At 66.1% G+C, this 18,734-nt stretch carries 16 protein-coding genes; 7 read left to right on the forward strand and 9 right to left on the reverse strand.

Annotated elements, in window-relative coordinates; translation table 11 throughout:
* Entirely contained in the window at nucleotides 1-771 is a 771-nt protein-coding gene (locus A7X65_RS20095) for an ABC transporter ATP-binding protein (protein WP_063687926.1), read from the reverse strand.
* 2 nt (nucleotides 772-773) lie between these two features.
* Complete coding sequence (locus A7X65_RS20100) at nucleotides 774-1,907, reverse strand: MlaE family ABC transporter permease (protein ID WP_063687928.1); 1,134 nt, start codon at nucleotides 1,905-1,907, stop codon at nucleotides 774-776.
* A gap of 134 nt (nucleotides 1,908-2,041) precedes the next feature.
* On the opposite strand from A7X65_RS20100, the gene dgcA reads away from it, so the two are divergent.
* Nucleotides 2,042-3,037, forward strand: coding sequence for an N-acetyl-D-Glu racemase DgcA (gene dgcA, locus A7X65_RS20105; protein ID WP_063687930.1), 996 nt, complete (start codon nucleotides 2,042-2,044; stop codon nucleotides 3,035-3,037).
* On the opposite strand, the gene A7X65_RS20110 is transcribed toward dgcA, so the two are convergent.
* Nucleotides 3,007-4,203 (reverse strand): MFS transporter, encoded by a 1,197-nt coding sequence (locus A7X65_RS20110; protein WP_063687932.1) that lies wholly within the window; start codon nucleotides 4,201-4,203, stop codon nucleotides 3,007-3,009. The genes dgcA and A7X65_RS20110 overlap by 31 nt on opposite strands.
* Before the next feature lie 75 nt (nucleotides 4,204-4,278).
* Between A7X65_RS20110 and A7X65_RS20115 the strand changes: the two genes are divergently transcribed.
* The 3 genes from A7X65_RS20115 to A7X65_RS20125 all read left to right on the forward strand — a co-directional run bounded on the left by A7X65_RS20115 (nucleotide 4,279) and on the right by A7X65_RS20125 (nucleotide 7,565).
* On the forward strand, nucleotides 4,279-5,718 hold the full coding sequence (locus A7X65_RS20115) for a hypothetical protein (protein ID WP_063687934.1): 1,440 nt from the start codon (nucleotides 4,279-4,281) through the stop codon (nucleotides 5,716-5,718).
* A 336-nt stretch (nucleotides 5,719-6,054) separates the two neighbouring features.
* Nucleotides 6,055-7,188 carry a PDDEXK family nuclease gene (locus tag A7X65_RS20120; RefSeq protein ID WP_156527924.1) on the forward strand — a complete coding sequence of 378 codons (1,134 nt, stop codon included), beginning with the start codon at nucleotides 6,055-6,057 and terminating at the stop codon, nucleotides 7,186-7,188.
* Nucleotides 7,189-7,205: 17 nt separating this feature from the next.
* Nucleotides 7,206-7,565, forward strand: a complete 360-nt coding sequence (locus A7X65_RS20125) for a hypothetical protein (RefSeq protein WP_063687938.1) — start codon at nucleotides 7,206-7,208, stop codon at nucleotides 7,563-7,565.
* A 4-nt stretch (nucleotides 7,566-7,569) separates the two neighbouring features.
* Here A7X65_RS20125 and A7X65_RS20130 read toward each other — a convergent pair whose 3' ends face one another.
* Nucleotides 7,570-7,929 carry a hypothetical protein gene (locus tag A7X65_RS20130; protein WP_063690619.1) on the reverse strand — a complete coding sequence of 120 codons (360 nt, stop codon included), beginning with the start codon at nucleotides 7,927-7,929 and terminating at the stop codon, nucleotides 7,570-7,572.
* A 173-nt stretch (nucleotides 7,930-8,102) separates the two neighbouring features.
* Here A7X65_RS20130 and A7X65_RS20135 point away from each other — a divergent pair, with 173 nt between their 5' ends.
* On the forward strand, nucleotides 8,103-9,782 hold the full coding sequence (locus tag A7X65_RS20135; protein ID WP_063687940.1) for a Na/Pi cotransporter family protein: 1,680 nt from the start codon (nucleotides 8,103-8,105) through the stop codon (nucleotides 9,780-9,782).
* On the opposite strand, the gene A7X65_RS20140 is transcribed toward A7X65_RS20135, so the two are convergent.
* Nucleotides 9,779-10,225 (reverse strand): RbsD/FucU family protein, encoded by a 447-nt coding sequence (locus A7X65_RS20140; protein ID WP_063687942.1) that lies wholly within the window; start codon nucleotides 10,223-10,225, stop codon nucleotides 9,779-9,781. The genes A7X65_RS20135 and A7X65_RS20140 overlap by 4 nt on opposite strands.
* 176 nt (nucleotides 10,226-10,401) lie before the next feature.
* Here A7X65_RS20140 and A7X65_RS20145 point away from each other — a divergent pair, with 176 nt between their 5' ends.
* Nucleotides 10,402-12,234, forward strand: coding sequence for a caspase family protein (locus A7X65_RS20145; RefSeq protein WP_063687944.1), 1,833 nt, complete (start codon nucleotides 10,402-10,404; stop codon nucleotides 12,232-12,234).
* 227 nt (nucleotides 12,235-12,461) lie between these two features.
* Here A7X65_RS20145 and A7X65_RS20150 read toward each other — a convergent pair whose 3' ends face one another.
* The 4 genes from A7X65_RS20150 to thiD all read right to left on the reverse strand — a co-directional run bounded on the left by A7X65_RS20150 (nucleotide 12,462) and on the right by thiD (nucleotide 16,461).
* Nucleotides 12,462-13,445 carry a threonine/serine dehydratase family protein gene (locus A7X65_RS20150; protein WP_063687946.1) on the reverse strand — a complete coding sequence of 328 codons (984 nt, stop codon included), beginning with the start codon at nucleotides 13,443-13,445 and terminating at the stop codon, nucleotides 12,462-12,464.
* 128 nt (nucleotides 13,446-13,573) lie between these two features.
* Nucleotides 13,574-14,632, reverse strand: coding sequence for a glycosyltransferase family 4 protein (locus A7X65_RS20155; protein WP_063687948.1), 1,059 nt, complete (start codon nucleotides 14,630-14,632; stop codon nucleotides 13,574-13,576).
* Nucleotides 14,632-15,444, reverse strand: a complete 813-nt coding sequence (locus tag A7X65_RS20160) for a UDP-2,3-diacylglucosamine diphosphatase (protein WP_063687950.1) — start codon at nucleotides 15,442-15,444, stop codon at nucleotides 14,632-14,634. The genes A7X65_RS20155 and A7X65_RS20160 overlap by 1 nt, the downstream gene beginning before the upstream one ends.
* A 216-nt stretch (nucleotides 15,445-15,660) precedes the next feature.
* Nucleotides 15,661-16,461: a bifunctional hydroxymethylpyrimidine kinase/phosphomethylpyrimidine kinase gene (thiD, locus tag A7X65_RS20165; protein WP_063687953.1), complete on the reverse strand. Its 801-nt coding sequence runs from the start codon at nucleotides 16,459-16,461 to the stop codon at nucleotides 15,661-15,663.
* A 286-nt stretch (nucleotides 16,462-16,747) separates the two neighbouring features.
* Here thiD and A7X65_RS20170 point away from each other — a divergent pair, with 286 nt between their 5' ends.
* Nucleotides 16,748-18,724: an ATP-binding protein gene (locus A7X65_RS20170; RefSeq protein ID WP_063687955.1), complete on the forward strand. Its 1,977-nt coding sequence runs from the start codon at nucleotides 16,748-16,750 to the stop codon at nucleotides 18,722-18,724.
* The last annotated feature ends 10 nt before the right edge of the window (nucleotides 18,725-18,734 follow it).

An 18,734-nucleotide genomic window follows, 5' to 3' on the forward strand; every position in this document is an offset into this window, starting at 1 on the left:
CTAACCCATGACCGCGCGGGCGCGCTTGCCATGGAAATACTGCCTCAGCCAGGGATGCTGCGAGGCCTGCATGTCGGCGATCGACCCTGCCGCAATGATCTTACCGTTCCCTAAAACGGCGATGCGGTCGCAAGCGGTGTAAAGGCTGTCGAGGTCGTGGGTTACCATGAAAACCGTCAGCCCCAAAGTGCGCTGGAGGGTCCGCACCAGCTCGTCGAAATCGCCGGCGCCGATCGGATCGAGGCCCGAGGTCGGCTCGTCCAGGAATACGAGGTCGGGATCGAGCGACAGCGCGCGCGCCAGCGCGACGCGCTTGATCATGCCGCCCGACAGCTCCGAGGGGAAACGGTCGGCAACTTCGGGCTTGAGCCCGACCATGGTCAGCTTGGCCATGGTGATCTCGTCCATCAGCCGCTGCGAGACGCGAAGATATTCGCGCATCGGAAACTGGATGTTCTGCCGCACGGTCAGCGAGGAGAACAGCGCGCCCTGCTGGAACAGCACTCCCCAGCGCCGTTCGACATTGCGGCGCTGCGAGGTGTTCGAGGAATCGAGGTCGACGCCGAACACTTCGATGGAGCCCGCGACCTTCGGTACCAGACCGATGATGGTGCGCGTCAACACGGACTTGCCCGCGCCCGACGGGCCGACAAATCCCAGGATCTCACCGCGCTTGACGTCGAGATTGAGACCGTCGAGCACGCGCGTCGCGCCGAACTGCACGGTGATGTCGCGGACGCGGATGATGGGGTTTTGAATTTCACCAGCCATCGTCACATCCCGATCGAGGCGAAGAAGATGGCGAACACGCCGTCCATGACGATGACGAAGAAGATGCCCTTCACCACCGACGCGGTGGTGTGCTGTCCTAGCGATTCCGCGCTGCCCTGCACGGCGAGGCCTTCGACGCAGGCGACGATGCCGATCACCGCAGCCATGACAGGTGCTTTCACGATGCCGACGATGAAATGGTCGATCGAGATGGCATCGCGCAGGCGCAGCAGGAAGGCCTCGGGATCGACGCCGCCATAGAGCCAGGCGACGAGACCGCCGCCATAGAGCGCGGCCATGGCGCCGAGGAAGGCGAGGATCGGCAGCGCCAGCACCAGCGCCAGCATGCGCGGCAGCACCAGCACCTCGATCGGGTCGAACCCCATCGTGCGCAGCGCGTCGATCTCCTCGCGCATCTTCATCGAGCCGAGCTCGGCGGTGTAGGCGCTGCCCGAGCGGCCCGCGACCATGATCGCAACCAGCAGCACGCCGATCTCGCGCAGGACCAGCACGCCGAGCATGTCGACCACGAAGATGTCGGCGCCGAAGCGGCGGAAATGGAAGATGCCTTGCTGGGCGATGATGCAGCCGATCAGGAAGGTGATCAGCACGATGATCGGCACCGCGCGCCAGCAGACCTGCTCCATGTGGTGCACGGTCGAGGTCAGGCGGAACGAACGGGGATGGATCAGCACGCGGAAGCCCGCCGCGAGCACCGCACCGAGCATGTCGATCAGGCCGGCCACGGTGCCGCCGACGCCGGCCACGGCCCGGCCGATCTGCTCCAGCATGCCGGTGATGGTGACCGTCGAGGTCTCGACCACGGGGGTCGCCCTGACCCGCCGCACCTCGTCGACGAGGCTCGAATAATTGGCCGAGAGCCCCGCGATCTGTGCCTCGACCGCCCCATGCGTCAGGCTGCGGCGCAGCCGTTCGATCAGCCAGGCGCCGAAGGTGTCGAGCTTGGCGACCTCGGAGACGTCGATGAAGATGCTTTGGGGGCTGCCGGCGAGCTTCTCGGCGTCCGCCACCATTCGCTCCAGGACCGGCGCAAAGCTCGCGGTCCAGGTTCCGGTGGCGCAGAGTGCCAGCGCGTTGCCCTTCGCAATCCGCTCCAGCTTCGGATCGCTGCTCAAGTTGTCCGCTCCCGTACCGGGGCGGAGAAAATCAGATAGTTGCGCACGCGCCCTTACCCAGAGAAGGTATCCCCAACTGGTTAACGTTAGTTGCTAGAGGTAACTAGCAGGTTCAGATTTCGCCAGAGTTCAAAATGACTTCCAGCAAAGTTCCGGCCCTTCTGGCGCGAATCGAGCGCTTTCCCATTGCCGGCAGTTTCACGATCAGCCGGGGCGCCAAGACCGAGGCCGTGACCGTCGTAGCCGAAGTGAGCCTGGACGGCCTCACCGGCCGCGGCGAATGCGTGCCCTATCCCCGCTATGGCGAGACCCCCGAGGCGACCCTAGCAGCCATCGAGGCCATGCAGGGAGCCGTGGCCGGCGGCATGACCCGGCAGGCCCTGCAGGCCGCCATGCCCCCCGGCGCGGCCCGCAACGCGCTGGATTGCGCCCTGATCGACCTCGAAGCCAAGGCGGCCGGCCTCCGGGCCTGGAACCTGCTCGGCCGTCCCCTGCCCGGCGAGCGCACCACCGCCTACACGATCTCGTTAGGGACCCCCGAGGCCATGGCCGCCGCAACGGCCAAAGCCGCGCACAGGCCGCTGCTCAAGATCAAGCTCGGCGGCGATGGCGATCCGGAGCGGATCGCGGCGGTGCGCAAGGCAGCCCCCGAATCCGAGCTGATCGTGGACGCCAACGAATCCTGGACCGAGGCCAATCTGGAAGCGAACCTCGCCGCCTGCGACGCCGTCGGCGTCACCCTGGTCGAGCAGCCGCTGCCGGCGGGCAAGGACGACGCCCTGGCGCGGATCAGGCGACCGCTGGTGGTCTGCGCCGACGAGAGCGTGCATGACCGCAACTCGCTGGCCCCGCTCCGCGAGCGCTACGACGCGGTGAACATCAAGCTCGACAAGACCGGCGGGCTCACCGAGGCATTGGCGATGGCGGACGCCGCGCAGGCGCTCGGCTTCGAGATCATGATCGGCTGCATGGTGGCGACCTCGCTGTCGATGGCGCCCGCCATGCTGGTGACGCCGCAGGCGCGCTTCGTCGATCTCGACGGCCCGCTGCTGCTGGCGCGCGACCGCGATCACGCCCTGCGCTATGACGACAGCCTGGTCTATCCGCCGGACGCCTCGCTCTGGGGCTGAGCCTTCAGCCGATGCCGCGCCGACCAGATCACGAGCGCACCGGCAGCCGCCATCGCGGCCATCACGTAGTAGAGGCTGTCGCCGATGCGGGCATAGATCGCGCCTGACGCGATCGAGGTCGCAGCGCCCAAGAGGCCGTTGCAGGCGGCATAATAGCCCTGCCCGCGCGCGATCTGATGCGAGGGCACGCGCTGCACCAGCAGGTTCATCGTGCCGACGATGGTCATGCCGAAGCTGAGGCCGTGGCCGAGCTGCACGATCGCGAGCAGCGCGAGCGGCGGCTCGCTGGCGGTGACGACCCAGCGCACGACGGCGCTCAGGCCGCCGATCGCAATCATCGTGGACGGATGCAGCGAGAAGCGCGGCGACAGCGCGAACACGACGATCTCGGCGATCACGCCGAGCGTCCACAGCCCCGCAATGGTCAGCCCGCTGATGCCATGGAGCTGCCAGTTGATCGCCGAGAAGGTGTAGTAGGCGACGTGGCTGCCCTGGATCAGCGCAGCCGAGGCGATGACCGCCCAGAAGCCGGCGTCGCGCAGCAGCGCGGTGTCGGCACGCGCCCCTGCGCTCTTGCGCCTGATGTCGTCGAGCGGCTGCAGCAGCAGGCTAGCGAGGATGGCAACGACCGCCCAGGCGACGATGACCCAGATCAGCTCGCGCGCCGCGATGACGTCGACGAGATAGCCGCAGGCGAGCGAGCCCGCCGCGAACGCCGCCGAGCCCCACAGCCTCAAGGGGCCGTAATCGAGCCCGTAGCGCGCGACGCCGCGCAGCGCATAAGCATCGGTCAGCGGCATCGTCGGCGTCCACATCATGCAGGTCAGCGCGTAGATCAGGAACAGCGCCAGCGGCTGCTGCTGCAGGCCCACGGCCGTGAAGCCGATCGCGGTCGCCAGCACCGACACCATCATGGCGGCGCGAATGGCGTGCCGCTTTTCGGCAAAGGCGGTCACTTGCGGCAGCGTCGTGAAGCGCGTGATCGCCGGCAGCGCGTTGATGAGGCCGATCCAGGCCGCGTCGATGCCGATCGCCTTCAGCCAGACCGGAAAGAACGGCAGATGCGTGCCGGAGACCGCGAAGACGGCCGAATAGAACAGCGCCAGACTGACGGCGAATCGCCGCTTCGCCGATGCTGGCGTGGGGATTTGTGATTCGGTCTGCATCAAACCAATTGCGATTCGGTCGATATCGTGGTGATCGTTACAGTAACGCGCACTGATTTGCGCGACGAGATTGTCATGGCCAACGAAGCATTCGCCCTTTCGCCCATGTCTGCCCGCGCGGCCGAGCCGAACGAGCAGGATTACGACGCGATCCGCGAAGCCTTCATGGAGACCGCGCGCGGCCGCTGGTTCCTCGGCGAATATGCCAAGCGCAACCGCAATGCGGACACCCGCATGGTGCTCGATGCGGTCGCCAAAATCGAAGAAACCCTTGCGGCACAGCGACAACCCGTCGTCGAGGACCGCCTGCCCCAGGCACTGATCGAGATCCGCCGCGCCATCCGCGAGGCCGAGACGATCGCGATCGCAGCGTTCGATCCCGCCGCGATGGAGGCGAGCCTCGCGCCGATCCCGCGCGGCGTGCGCATCATCAAGGAGATCTCCTGGCGCTGGCGCGAGATCGGCGCCGACGGGCGAATCTGCGACCTCATTGATTCGCAGCTCGCCTCGATCGAGTCGGCGTGCGGGCAGATTTCGACCATCGACCCCCGCGTCGAGCTCAAGGCCGCATTCGATTTGCTCAGGGAACGGATCGAGCAGACCGAGGGCGGCGCTGTGCCGCAGGCTGAGCGTTCCTCGCCCGCGCCTGCACAGGAATCACCGCCACCCGTCGCGGAAGCTGCGCCTGTCGAGGCCGCGCCCGCCGCGATGACGAGCGAAGCACCCGTGGCTTTTACGGAGATGCCGCAGGAGGTCGCAGCGACCTCCGAGCCAGAAGCCGCCACAGAGGAAGCCGGCACGACCGAGGCCTTCGCAATGGCCGAGCAGGCCATGGACGCGACCGTCGCGCCGGAGGCTGTGGCGGACAGCGAGATCGCGTTCGACGCGGCGGCGGTCGAGACCATCGCGGTCGAGGAGACTGTTGCTGCGGAGCCGGCCGCCGAGCCCGCCGCCATCGCCGATGTCAGCGACGCGTTTTCGCTCGACGCTGCTGCGGAGGCCGAGGACGAAGCCATCCTCGAGGCCATCGCGCTGGAGATGGCCGCGCCCGATCCGGAGTTCGACGAAATCATCGAGCCGGTCGAGATGGCCGTTGCAAGCCCGGAGCCAAGTCTGGACTCAAGTCCGGAGCCTGCGGCCGCAGTGGCGGTCGAAGCCCCGATTGCCGCCGAGCTCGCCGAGCCGGCTGCGCCGCAGCCCATTGCCGCGACCATCGCGGAAGAGCCGGCCGCCGACGCACCGATCGCGATGGACTCGCTCGCGCGCCTCACCGACGCCATCGCGGAAGCCGCCGCCGAAGTGATGGAGCAGCCGGCGCCTGCCATGGCGGCCACGGCAACGTTCGCCGCGGCGCCCGCTGCGGCGCTGCCCATGCCCTCGCCGCTCCCCGAGGCCTCGCTCGGCGCCACCATCCTCGCCAGCGGCATCCTGCAAAAGCCCCGCGCGCCGGCCAACGACCCGCTCGCGCCGATCCGCCGCATGACCCAGGCCGAGAAGATCGCGTTCTTCTCGTAAGGGGACGCAAATCTCTCTCGCTCGTGTCCCGGACGCCCTGCAGCGCGCCAGCGTTGCTGCACAGAGCCGGGACCCAAACGCCGCAGTCTCCATCGCAACATGGCGCACCGTCAAAGGGACGCTGCGCTGCGTCCGAGGCACGGAGCGAATTGCCGCGCGCCCTCGCTCCACATCGTCATTGCGAGCGCAGCGAAGCAATCCAGACTGCCGCCGCGGAAAGATTCTGGATTGCTTCGCTGCGCTCGCAATGACGCAACCACAACCATCTCGTCCTATGGTTGAACTTGCCTGCACGCACGGACTCTGACTTTCTGCCAAAAAAAGGAGACGCAATTCGTGGCAGAGAATTCCGGAGTTTTCTTGTTGCGGGGGGAAGACTCCCTGGTGCCGATGCAGCCCGGCAAATTTGACCTTGAGGATCATTTCCAGCGTCTTCTCGCTCGCTTCCCTGAACTCCTCGTCGGAGATCAGATCGATCCACAAAATCCAAGACGATGGATATTGGTCAAGCGAGAGCAAGCCATATCGACCGGCGAGATCGGCTCTCCGACATGGGCCGTGGACCTTGTCTTTCTTGACCAGGATGGCATTCCCACCCTCGTCGAGATCAAGCGCAAGGAAGACAGCCGCCTCAGGCGCGGGGTCGTGGGCCAGATGCTCGACTACGCCGCCAATTGCAGAACCCACTGGACCGCTGAAGCACTTCAGATCAGCTTCGAGAACTCCTGCCGGGACGAAGGCAAGTCGCACGAAAAGGTGCTCGACGGCCTGCTGGAGGAATCCGGCACCACACCACCCGAATTCTGGGAGCTGGTCAGGACCAATCTGAAGGAAAAGAACATCCGCCTGTTGTTCGTCGCGGACTCGATCCCGATCGAGCTGCGCCGGGTGGTCGCGTTCCTCAACGAGCAAATGAAGGACGTCGAAGTCCTGGCCGTCGAGCTCCGGCAATTCGTCAGCGGCGATCTCAAGACGATCGTACCGACCGTCTATGGTCATCAACCGCTTTCCCCCAAGCGCGCGACCGGGCAGAGATGGAACGAAACGTCCCTCTTCGCGCAATTCGAGCAAACTCTCGATGAGCAGGAATTGGCGATTGCACGCGCCATCTACGCGTGGATGCAAAAGGGTGGCGCGAGGAAAGTCATTTTCGGAACCGGCAAGGACTATGGCTCGGTCTATCCGCTCTTCAGGCCGAACGGCATCTCGATCAATCCGGCCTACCTCTCGACTGACGGCAGCCTCTGGCTGCAGTTCGCATCGCTGGACAAGAAGCCGGTGTTCGGGCCGATCCCGGCGCGACAGGCCTTGATGCAGCAGTTCAACGCCATCAAGGGCGTGGACCTCAAGGACAGCGATCTGACAAGATATCCATCCATAACGCTTCGCACGATCGCCGAGGATCCGGAAGGCGAAACCAAGGTGTTGAATGCCCTGAAATGGATGGAAGAGCAGATCGAGCGGGCCTGAGAACAACACATGCATCGATGACGAAAGCGGCTAGCGAAAACACCATCACGCTTTGGCGCCCCGTCGGCCCGAAGGAGCTCGAGCTGATCGCGCAATCCGGCATGCGCGCGTTTCCGCCGCGCCTGCCGGACCAGCCGATCTTCTATCCGGTGCTGACCGAGGACTACGCCGTCAAGATCGCGCGCGACTGGAATGTGCCGGCGAGCGGTTCGGGATTCGTGACACGGTTTGAGGTCAGGCGCGACTTCATCGCGAAGTACGACGTGCAGGAGGCCGGCGGGCGCTCACACCTCGAATATTGGATTCCGGCCGAAGAGCTTGACGCCTTCAATGCCGCGATCGTCGGATTGATCGAGGTCGTCCGCAGCTTTCCTTAAGCCGTCACCCGCAATTCCACACCGCGCCGATCGGCGTGCGCGTCCAGCACGGGCCAAAGCTGCCGCCGTTGTAGCGGCCGCCGCCGAAGCCGGGCCGGCCGAAATAGTGCCACTCGCCGTCCCAGCGGTAATATTGCGGAACCGGGTCGATGTACCAATGGCGGCGCTCGTTGCGCGCGAGGCGCCGCATCGCGTCCTTCTGCTTGTAGAGCGGAAGGCTGTTGCTCAGCGGCTGGCGATAGCCCGGCAGGAAGCCGTAGCCCTTCCAGACCGGCTTGGGTCGCTTTTGAGCGGGCTCAGCGGATGCGACAGCCGGCAGCAGCGAGAGGATGACAGCAACGAATAGACACACAAGGCGAGACATGGATCGACCATAGACGCTCGCCTCCTGGAAGGCCATTCAAATTCGAGTGGGAGGCTTCTTGCCGCTTCGAATTCGAAGGCCTGTCCCTCGCGTAACAATTGATCCGACCCATCGGGCTTTGTTGCTGTACTCTCTGCCTCGCTATTCGTGGTGCAGTATCGCGAGGCGCATGCATGTCCACCGCGATCTCGACGCTCGGCGGAGTAGGTCTCTTTCTGCTCGGCATGACCGTGATGACGGAGGGCCTGAAGGCGCTGGCGGGTTCCGCTCTGCGCGCGGTGCTCGGCAAGGCGGCGTCGACGCCGCTGCTCGGCTCATTCTGGGGAGCCATCGTCACGTTGCTGGTGCAGTCCTCCAGCGCAACGACGATGACGACGATCGGTCTCGTCAGCGCCGGCCTGCTGACGTTCCAGCAGGGGTTGAGCCTGGTCTTCGGTGCGAATATCGGCACCACGGGAACCGGCTGGCTGGTCGCGCTGATCGGCGTCCGCGTCTCGCTCACGGCCGCGGCGTTGCCGATGATCTTCGTTGGCGCGTTGACCAGGCTGCTCGGCCGCGGACGAATTGCCGGCACCGGTGCCGCGCTCGCGGGATTTGGACTCGTGCTGTTCGGACTGACGACCCTGCAGCAGGGCATGGGCGGGCTGGCGGAGCGTTTGCACCCGGCGGACCTGCCTGCGGTCCTCGGCAGTCCTGGGACGCCGTGGTGGTCGGGCCTGCTCGGCGTGCTGGCGCTGGTCGTGACCGGATTGGTCATGACCGCACTGATGCAGTCGTCGACGGCCGCCATCGCAGTGACCTTGTCCGGCTATTTCGCCGGCGCAATCGGGTTGGATCAGGCCTGCGCGCTGATCATCGGCCAGAACATCGGAACGGCCACGAGTTCCGCGCTCGCCGCGATCGGCGCGAGTGCCACCGCAAAACGATTGGCCATCGCCTACGTCCTGTTCAAGCTGATCGCCGCGCTCATCGCGCTGGTGGCTTTTCCCGTCGTGACGCCCTTGCTGCTGCGCGCCTCGGATACGATCGACGGCGTTACGCTGCTCGCCGGATACCACACCGCGTTCAACGTCCTCGGTGTCGCGGTCCTGCTGCCGCTGATCAACCCGTTCACGCGGCTGGTCGAACGGATTCTGCCCGAGCGCGGCTCGCCGCTGACGCGATGTCTCGATCCCTCGGCGCTGCAGACCCCGATCGTGGCGGTGGAAGCGGTCCGGCGCACGATCGCGCGCGTGCTCATGACGGTGTGCGGTTCGGTCGAGGCGCAACTGGCGGCCCGCGCGGGACCGATGCGCCTGGGACGGGACACCGTGTCCGTGCAGGAAGCGGCCGGCGCCGTGCGCCAGGCGCAACTATTCCTGTCGGACGTGGCCGGACCACCCGAGACCGACGACGAGCAACGGCGTCTCACGAGCACGCTCCACGCGCTGGATCACGCGACGCGACTGACGGACCTCGCAAATGGGAGCAACAATTCCAGCGCGGCGGCAGGCGGACCGGAGGACATCCGCGCCGGAGAGCTGTGTGCGGAGGTGATGCTGACCGCCGCCGCGATTGCGCGCGGCGTAGCGGCGCCGCCCCGCGTCGATGGATCGACACACGCCCCGCATACCGGGGACATCCTGGCGGGTCCCCGCGCGGATCCGCCCGACGAGGCCATCGCCGAGCTCGAGCGTTGCACGGCGCAACTCCGCGACATGCTGCGCGCCCACCGCAGCGCGACGCTCGGTGCGGTGGCCAATGGAACGCTGACCGCCGACGCTGCGCTCCTTCGCGTCGATGCGGTTCGAAACCTCGAGGCGTTGTCGCAGCACGCATGGCGTTCGGCGATCCATCTCATCGGTCGCGGCTAGCTTGAGATCACGCCCTTGCGGATCAGGAAGCAGCCATAGCCCCTGTTGTCGCCGACCTGCACGACGCCGAAGCCTGCCGCTGCCGCACGATAGAAATCCGGACGCGCGAGCTTGCCGGGCGTGACGGCGCTGCCGGCGGCACGCGCGATCTCCGCCAGCACCGCGCGCTGCACGTCGGGCACACGGTCGGGATCGTCCACCGGCGCCATCACGCGCACCGGGTCCGGATCGAAATCGTCGAGCGGATAGACCGACATGATGGCGCGGATCGCGGCCTCCATGGTCATGCCCGGCAGCTGGATCAGGCGCTGCGACGTCGTGCTCTGCGCGATGCGGGTGGCGGGGTGATTGGCATCGACGAAGACCAGGTCGTCGCCGTGGCCCATCGAGGCCAGCAGCCAGAGCAGGTCGGGCGTGAGGATCGGATCGATCGATTTCAGCATGAAGTCTCCCAAACGTCTCGTGGCCGGCAAGCAGCCGCTAACCAAGGCCGGTTCCAAGCGTGATTCAGATCACGCAGCCTATCATGGTGATTGCGGTCACGGACCTCTTCCTCGAACGCGGCCAGTCTTCCTCGCAACCAATCTCGCATCGAGATCAGTGCCGAAAGGAGCACGCCATGTTCCGCCTGAGACCCTTCCTGATGACGGCCGGCCTCTTGGGAAGCCTGTTCGGCTTCGCCTGCGGCCCCGTTTCCGCCCAAGTCGCCCCGGTCCAACCCGCCCCCACCGCGCTGCAGGGGCCGGAGCAGCGCGTCGCGCTGGTGATCGGCAATTCGAACTACCAGAACGCGCCGCAGCTCGCCAATCCCGACAACGACGCCCAGTCGATGGCCCAGTTCCTGAACTCCGCCGGGTTCGAGGTCGTCTCGGCAACCGATCTGGGCCAGAACGACATGCTCCGCGTCGTCCAGGACTTCTCCGCCAAAGTGTCAGCGCGGGGCCCGAACACGGTGGCGATGGTGTACTACGCCGGTCACGGCGTGCAGCTCGCCGGCGAGAACTATCTCGTTCCCGTGGACGCCAAGGTCGGCAACCCGACCGAGCTCGTCAACAACTCGGTGCGCCTCGTCGACGTGATGTCGACGCTGGAGACGATCCCCAGCCGCATGCGCATCGTCATTCTCGATGCCTGCCGCAACAACCCGTTCCCGAACGTGAACGACGCCGGCCGTGGCTTGGCCATCGTCGATGCGCCGAACGGCTCGATCGTCGGCTATTCCACCGCGCCGGGCGCCGAAGCGCAGGACGGCACCAACGGCCACAGCCCCTACACGCAAGCCTTCCTGGACGTTGCCCGCGAGCCCAATGTGCCGATCGAGCAGCTGTTCAAGCGCGTGCGTCTGCAGGTGAACCAGACCACCAGCGGCGCGCAGATCCCGTGGGAGAGCTCCTCGCTCACGAGCGACTTCACCTTCTTCGGCGACACCGCGGTTGCCGCCAACCGCGCGCCGGTGAATGCACCCGTCGTGCAGATGGCCGCGAACCTGCCGAGCCGCTCGACGCGGCAGGCCTATGACTATGTCGTGTCCGAGGGCCGGCCGGAGTACTATCAGGAGTTCATCCAGATGTACCCGCACGATCCGCTGTGCGACCACATCCGCTGGCTGCTCAACAATCTCCTGCTCACGCAGGCCTGGCACAAGGCGGTGCTGGCCAACTCGCCGCTCGGCTATCAGACCTTCTACGACAGCTATGGCAACAGCCCCTATGGCGTCTCCGCGCTGAAGCTCGCGGCCCAGCCGAAGCTGATCCCGCTGATGCAGGCGACCAAGTTCCTGGCGCCGCAGAACATTGCCCCGATCTTCAAGATGGGCAATCTCGGCCAGCCCAAATATATGCCGCTGATGCAGCAGGGTAATGGTGGCGGCCAGATCAACGGCAACCTGCCGGTCGTGCAGAAGCCGATCGACAGCAACGTTATCGGAAAGCTCGGCAACGGCGGCCAGGTCGTCAACCTGCCGGCGGGCAACAACCAGCCGAACGGCACGCCGTCGCAGACCCCGGGCAAGATCGTCACCCTGCCCGCGCCGACCACCGGCACCAACACCACCGGCACCGGCAAGATCGTGACCCTGCCCGTGACCAACACCAAGCCGAACGGCGGCATCACTGCCGGCACGGCCAACGGCACCACCAATGGCACGACCAACGGCAACCCCGGCAAGATCGTGAGCATGCCGGTGAATGTCGGCAAGGGCGGCTCGACCGTCGATGTGAAGCCGGTTCAGACCCAGAACGACCCGATCCGCGTCAACAACGGCAACACCGGCATCGTGAAGCTCAACAACAATCCGGTGAACAAGGTGCAGATCCAGAACCAGAACAACAACCGTCCGCAGCTCAATGCGACCAACCGGATGGTGAGCAACGGCGGCAACAACTTCCGCCAGTCGATGAACCAGGCCCCGAGCACGGGCGGCGGCAACAACCATCGCGGCTTCATGCACTGATCGCGGCAAGCCACACCACGAGAAAGGGCGGAGCGGAAACGCTCTGCCCCTTCTTTATGTCGGGGAATAGAAAGTGGTCAGCTAAGGTGCAGCGTGGTTGCTTGCCTCATTCGCAGACCTGGAAGAGCTCGTCATGCCCGGGCTTGGCTTGTCCCGGGCATCCACGTTCTTCGTGCTGTGAGGCAAGCCGTGGATGGCCGGGACAAGCCCGGCCATGACGCTGTGGCTCAGGCCACCAGCTCGGCGAACAGGTCGGCATCCACATTGCCGCCCGACAGCACGATGACGACGTTCTTGCCGGCGACATCGAGACGTCCGGCCAGCAATGCGGCAAGGCCAACCGCACCGCCCGGCTCCACCACCAGCTTCAGCTCGCGATAGGCGAACGCAACGGCCGCGCCGACTTCCTTGTCCGAGGCGGTCACGCCGCGTGCGAGCAGCTTGCTGTTGATCGCAAACGTCATCTCGCCGGGCATCAGCGCCATCAGCGCGTCGCAGATGGTGCGGCCGGCCGGCGGATGCGGCTCGCGGTGGCCCGCGGTCAGCGAGATGCCGTGATCGTCGAACGCCTCGGGCTCGGCCACCACGATCTCGGCTTGCGGATAGCGCGCCTTCACAGCCGTCGCGACGCCCGCGATCAAGCCGCCGCCGGAGGCCGGCGCCACCACGATGTCGGGGGCAAGGCCGAGCGTCGCCATGTCCTCCGCGATCTCGCGGCCGGCAGTGCCCTGCCCCGCGATCACGAAGGGATCGTCATACGGCTTGACCAGCGTTGCGCCGCGCTTCTCGGCGATGCCGCGCGAGATCGCCTCGCGGTCGTCCTTGTCGCGGTCATACAGCACCACCTCGGCGCCGTAGGATTTGGTGCGCTCGCGCTTGGACAGCGGGGCGTCCGCCGGCATCACGATGGTCGCCTGCATGTCGAGGATCTTCGCCGCCGCGGCCACGCCCTGGGCGTGGTTGCCGGAGGAGAACGCGACGACGCCGCCGGCACGCTTGTCCTGCGGGATCGAGAACACCTTGTTGAAGGCGCCGCGGAACTTGAAGGAGCCGGTGCGCTGGAGCATCTCCGGCTTCAAAAACACCTTCGCACCGACGCGCTCGTTGAGCACGGGAAAGGACAACAGCGGGGTGCGGATCGCATAGGGCGCGATCACGCGCGCTGCGGCATCGATGTCGGCAGGGCCGACCGGGAGGAGCTGTTCGGTCATGGCCGAATGTTATCGCGGCCGGTGAGGCTCGGGCAAGACACCTCTGTGCGAGGATCCGCAGAGCATTTTCGAGCGAAGCGGGTACCGGTTCGCGCCAGGAAAACGCGTCAAAACAAGAATCTACCCCGTCAGGCGACGAAGCGAGGCTGTTCCGCGCCGTTCCGGCCGGGCAGCACGGCCCCCACAGCCTGGATGCTGTCGACAAAAGCCCGCGCCGAGGCTTCCCAGGTGTAATTGGCGGCAAATTCGACGCAGTCCTGCCGGGAAATGTCGAGCGCGGCGAAGCAGGCGTTGCGCAGGTCGTGATCGAGGGCGCCGACCGGGGCATCGCCGATCACGTCGCGGGGGCCCTTCACCGGGAAGGCCGCGACCGGCAGGCCGCTGGCGAGCGCTTCCAGCAGCACCAGGCCGAACGTATCGGTCTTGCTCGGGAAGACGAACACGTCGGCGGCCGCATAGATATCAGCCAGTTCCTCGCCGTGCTTCTCGCCGAGGAAGATCGCATCGGGATATGCCTCTTCCAGCGCGACGCGCGCCGGGCCGTCGCCGACGATGACCTTGGTGCCGGGCAGGTCGAGGTCGAGGAACGCCTCGAGATTCTTCTCCACCGCGACGCGGCCGACCGACAGGAACACCGGCGACGGCAGGCAAAGGTCGATGGCGCGGGGATGGAACAGGCCGGTGTCCACGCCGCGCGGCCACAGCACGACGTTGTCGAAACCGCGCTCGCCGAGTTCGCGGGCGAGCGCCGGCGTCGCCGCCATCACGGCGCGGCTCGGCGCATGAAAACGGCGCAGCGCCCGCCAGATCAGCGAGCCCGGTACGGGGACACGGGCGCGGACATATTCGGGGAAGCGGGTGTGGAAGCTGGTTGTGAACGGCAGCTTGCGCTGGCGGCAGTAGCGGCGGACCATCAGGCCGATCGGACCTTCGGTCGCGATGTGGATGCTGTCGGGCCGTGCCTCCTCGATCAGCTTCGCAATCCGCGCCGGCCGCGGCATGGCCAAGCGCACGTCGCGATAGCTCGGCATCGCAAAGGTGCGGAACGATTGCGGCGTCAGGAACGTGAATTCGACGCCAGAACCTTGAACGTTAAGCCCCTTGGCGGCGTCAGCGAGCTTGGTCAGCGTCCGAACCACACCGTTGACTTGCGGGTGCCAGGCGTCGGTCGCGACCAGGATGCGCATCAGGCTGCCCTTGCCGCGACCTGCGGCACCTGCGCTGGCTTCTGCGCCTGGTCCGCCCAGGTGATGATCTCGAAATGGCCGTCGTCGTGCTCGACGAGGGCCGTGCAGCTCTCGACCCAGTCACCGCAATTCATGTAGCGGATGCCGGCCTCGTCGCGGATCACGGCGTAGTGGATGTGGCCGCAGATCACGCCGTCGGCGTCGTGACGCCGCGCCTCGGCGGCGAGCGCCTGCTCGAACGCGCCGATATAGTTGACGGCGTTCTTGACCTTCTGCTTGGCCCATTGCGAGAGCGACCAATAGGGCACCTTGAACATGCGCCGGAAGAAGTTGACGAAGCGATTCATCTGGATCGCGAAGTCGTAGGCCTTGTCGCCGAGATGGGCGAGCCAGCGCGCGTTCTGCACCACGAGGTCGAAGATGTCGCCGTGGATGACGAGATAGCGCTTGCCGTCCACGCCGGTGTGGACGGTGTTCTCGACCACGTCGATGCCGCCGAAATGCGTGCCGTAATAGTTGCGCAGGAACTCGTCGTGATTGCCGGGAATGTAGATGACCTTGGCACCCTTGCGCGCCTTGCGCAAAAGCTTCTGGACGAGGTCGTTATGCGATTGCGGCCAGTGCCAGTTTGACTTCAGCGCCCAGCCGTCGACGATGTCGCCGACGAGATAGATCGTATCGGCGTCATGATAGCGCAGGAAGTCGAGCAGAAGATCGGCTTGAGAACCGCGGGCTCCGAGATGAACGTCGGAGATGAACAACGTGCGAAAGCGCCGCTCCGGGCTCTCGTCACTCACATCGTAACTTCCCATGCGCCAGCCTGTAACAATGTCCCGTGACAGGGGGATGACCAATTGAACCTGTGAGGCACCTTCAAATACGAATCACGCCTTGCCTCGCCCTCCCCGCGAATATCAGTCGCATGCGACAATCAGGCGACATGGCACAGCAGCCGCCTCCGCAAAACCCCGGACCGGCATGGCCTGATTGGTTAACGGAGGAGCTGAGGCGCTGCGCGAGCGCGCCCGTCAGTAGAATTTGTGGAAATGATGGACCGGCCCATGGCCATGGCCGACGCTGAAGCGGTCGGCAGACGCGATCGCCGCGCTGATCCAGGCCTTCGCGGTCCGCACGGCAGGCTCGAGCTCCGCACCCTTGGCGAGTTCGGCTGCGATCGCCGAGGACAGCGAACAGCCGGTGCCATGGGTGTTTTTCGTGGCGATACGGGGCGCGGGGAGCGCGAGGCTGTGTGCGGAGGTGACGAGATAATCGGTGCTCTCGGCGCCCTCGCCGTGGCCGCCCTTGATCAGCACCGCACGGCAGCCGAGCGCCAGCAGCCGGCGCCCCTGGGCCTCGATCGCGGCCTCGCTCGCAGCGATCGGCTCGCCGAGGAGAGCTGCGGCCTCCGGCAGGTTCGGCGTGATCACCGAGGCCAGCGGCATCAGCCTCGTGCGCAAGGCATCGACGGCCTCGGACGCCAGCAGGCGGTCGCCTGAGGTCGCCACCATCACGGGATCGAGCACGATGTGCTGCGGCTTCCAGCGCGACAGCGCGGCCGCGATCGCATCGATGCTGGCAGCCTGCGCCACCATGCCGATCTTCACCGCGCCGACATCGAGATCGGAGAACACCGCATCGATCTGCGCGGTGACGAAATCGGCGGGCACCGCATGAATGCCGGTGACGCCGCGCGTGTTCTGCGCCGTCAGCGCCGCGATGGCCGAGGCGCCATAGACGCCGAGCGCGGCAAACGTCTTGAGATCGGCCTGGATGCCGGCGCCGCCGCTGGAATCCGAGCCGGCAATGGTGAGCGCGACCGGGGTCGTCATCGCCGGGGACACGCGTTTGAGGGGGAAGCCGCCATACCCTGTCCTAGCGCGCCCCGGATGGGCCAGCAAGCCGGGGCCGGCGAATCAGCCGAACGCCACGGGCATCCCTGTCGTCCCCCCAGCGTGCACATGCCAAGTGATATTCCCTATGCCTGGAGATATTCCCTCGGCATCGCCCGGCCTTGGCAGAGATTCGGTTGAATGAGAGGTTGACGGGTGGATTCGTCCAGCGACTCCATGTTGCGGGCCAGCCTCGGCCCGCAATCCTCTCGGGATACAAGCAATCATGTGGGCCTATTTCGCACGTCTCCTCGATTCCTCGATGTTCTCACCGCACGGGATCTGCCTGCTGTGGGAACCGGAGCTGATCTGGCTGCACGTCGTCTCGGACGCCTGTATTGCGCTCGCCTATTTCTCGATCCCGTTTGCGCTCGCGATCCTCGTCACCAAGCGCCGCGACCTCAAATTCGGATGGGTGTTCTGGGCCTTCGCCGTCTTCATCATGGCCTGCGGGCTGACCCATGTGCTGTCGATCTACACACTCTGGGTCCCGATCTACGGCATCGAGGGCATGGTCAAGGCGGCAACGGCGGTAGCATCGATCTTCACCGCCGGTGCGCTCTGGCCGCTGCTGCCGAAGCTCCTCGCCATCCCCTCGCCGTTCGAGCTCCGGAAGGTCCAGGCCGCGCTCCAGGAGGAGGAGACCAAGAACCGGGACGCGGCGCAGCTACTGCAGCAGGTCAACGAAGCCCAGCGCGCGCTGCGCGAGAGCATGACGCGTCTCACCGCGGTGGTCGACACCGCGGTCGACGGCGTCATCCTGTTCGACGCGCAGGCCCGCATCCTCCTGTTCAATCCCGCCTGCGAACGGCTGTTCGGCTACCGCGCCGACGAGGTCATGAATCTCGACATCGGCATGCTGATGTCCCACGAGGTCGGGTCCTCGAGCGCCCATGCGCGGGGCTTCGCAACCGGTGAAGCCGCGGGCCTGCGCAAGGACGGATCGAGCTTTCCGATGGACCTGTCAGTCGGCCAGGCCTGGCAGGACGGCGAGCTGATCTATGTCGGCATCGTCCACGACCTCACCGCGCGCAAGCTCACCGAGCAGCAGCTGCAGCAGGCGCAGAAGATGGAGACGGTCGGACAGCTCTCCGGCGGCATCGCCCACGACTTCAACAATCTGCTCACCGTCATCATCGGCAACGCGGAATTCCTCAGCGAGCAGCTCAAGGCCCGTCCGGACCTGCGCCGCTTCGCCGACGACATCTGCCAGTCGGGCGAGCGCGGCGCCGAGCTGACGCAGCGGCTGCTCGCGTTCAGCCGCCGCCAATTGCTGCAGCCCCGCGCGATCGAGTGCCGCGAGCTCCTGACCTCCATGCACAAGCTGCTCAAGCGCACCCTGCGCGAGAACATCGAGACCAAGACGGCGTTCGGATCCGGCTCCATCCTGGCCTTCGCCGACCGCGCCCAGCTCGAATCCGCCGTGCTCAACCTCGCGCTCAACGCGCAGGACGCGATGCCGTCGGGCGGGCATCTCACCCTCAGCACCGAGCTCACCGCGATCGACGAGCACTACCGCATCCAGCACCCGGAGGTGGTTTCCGGCAGCTACGCGATGATCTCGGTCACCGACGACGGCGAGGGCATGACGCCCGAGGTCATCGAGCGCGCCTTCGAGCCGTTCTTCACCACCAAGGAGGTCGGCAAGGGCTCCGGCCTCGGGCTCAGCATGGTCTACGGCTTTGCCAAGCAGTCGGGCGGACATGTCTCGATCTACAGCGAGCCGGGTCTCGGCACGACGGTCCGCATCTACCTGCCTCATGCCGGCGGCGAGCAGTCGCTGGCCGACATCGCGGCGCGCGAGGAGGCTGCCCCCCGCGGCCACGAGACGGTCCTGGTCGCCGAGGACGATCCGTTCGTGCGCTCCTCCGTCACGCTGCGCGTCGAGGCGCTCGGATATCGCGTGATCTCGGCCGTCAACGGCAAGGAGGCCCTGCAGCTGCTCCGCAGCAATCCGGCCATCGACCTGCTGTTCACCGACATCGTGATGCCCGGCGGGATGAGCGGCTGGGAGCTCGCCGACGAGGCCCGGCGCATCCGCCCCGGCCTGCCGGTCGTGTTCTCGTCCGGCTACGCCCTGGAGACCCTGGTCGAGCAGGGCCGCGCGCACGCACAGTCGATCGTGCTGACCAAGCCCTATCGCAACGCCGAGCTCGCCCGGCGCCTGCGGGAGGCGTTTGCCGCCGCGCCGCTTCCGTCCTAAAAGCGCCTCC

This window comes from Bradyrhizobium stylosanthis (genome assembly GCF_001641335.1).
Lineage (GTDB): Bacteria > Pseudomonadota > Alphaproteobacteria > Rhizobiales > Xanthobacteraceae > Bradyrhizobium > Bradyrhizobium stylosanthis.

Excerpts from the sequence above, each read along its gene's own strand:
- A7X65_RS20095 (WP_063687926.1), bottom strand. The coding sequence starts at position 771 with ATGGCTGGTGAAATTCAAAACCCCATCATCCGCGTCCGCGACATCACC.
- dgcA (WP_063687930.1), top strand. The coding sequence starts at position 2,042 with ATGACTTCCAGCAAAGTTCCGGCCCTTCTGGCGCGAATCGAGCGCTTT.
- A7X65_RS20110 (WP_063687932.1), bottom strand. The coding sequence starts at position 4,203 with ATGCAGACCGAATCACAAATCCCCACGCCAGCATCGGCGAAGCGGCGA.
- A7X65_RS20115 (WP_063687934.1), top strand. The coding sequence starts at position 4,279 with ATGGCCAACGAAGCATTCGCCCTTTCGCCCATGTCTGCCCGCGCGGCC.
- A7X65_RS20125 (WP_063687938.1), top strand. The coding sequence starts at position 7,206 with ATGACGAAAGCGGCTAGCGAAAACACCATCACGCTTTGGCGCCCCGTC.
- A7X65_RS20130 (WP_063690619.1), bottom strand. The coding sequence starts at position 7,929 with ATGTCTCGCCTTGTGTGTCTATTCGTTGCTGTCATCCTCTCGCTGCTG.
- A7X65_RS20135 (WP_063687940.1), top strand. The coding sequence starts at position 8,103 with ATGTCCACCGCGATCTCGACGCTCGGCGGAGTAGGTCTCTTTCTGCTC.
- A7X65_RS20140 (WP_063687942.1), bottom strand. The coding sequence starts at position 10,225 with ATGCTGAAATCGATCGATCCGATCCTCACGCCCGACCTGCTCTGGCTG.
- A7X65_RS20145 (WP_063687944.1), top strand. The coding sequence starts at position 10,402 with ATGTTCCGCCTGAGACCCTTCCTGATGACGGCCGGCCTCTTGGGAAGC.
- A7X65_RS20150 (WP_063687946.1), bottom strand. The coding sequence starts at position 13,445 with ATGACCGAACAGCTCCTCCCGGTCGGCCCTGCCGACATCGATGCCGCA.
- A7X65_RS20155 (WP_063687948.1), bottom strand. The coding sequence starts at position 14,632 with ATGCGCATCCTGGTCGCGACCGACGCCTGGCACCCGCAAGTCAACGGT.
- A7X65_RS20160 (WP_063687950.1), bottom strand. The coding sequence starts at position 15,444 with ATGGGAAGTTACGATGTGAGTGACGAGAGCCCGGAGCGGCGCTTTCGC.
- thiD (WP_063687953.1), bottom strand. The coding sequence starts at position 16,461 with ATGACGACCCCGGTCGCGCTCACCATTGCCGGCTCGGATTCCAGCGGC.
- A7X65_RS20170 (WP_063687955.1), top strand. The coding sequence starts at position 16,748 with ATGTGGGCCTATTTCGCACGTCTCCTCGATTCCTCGATGTTCTCACCG.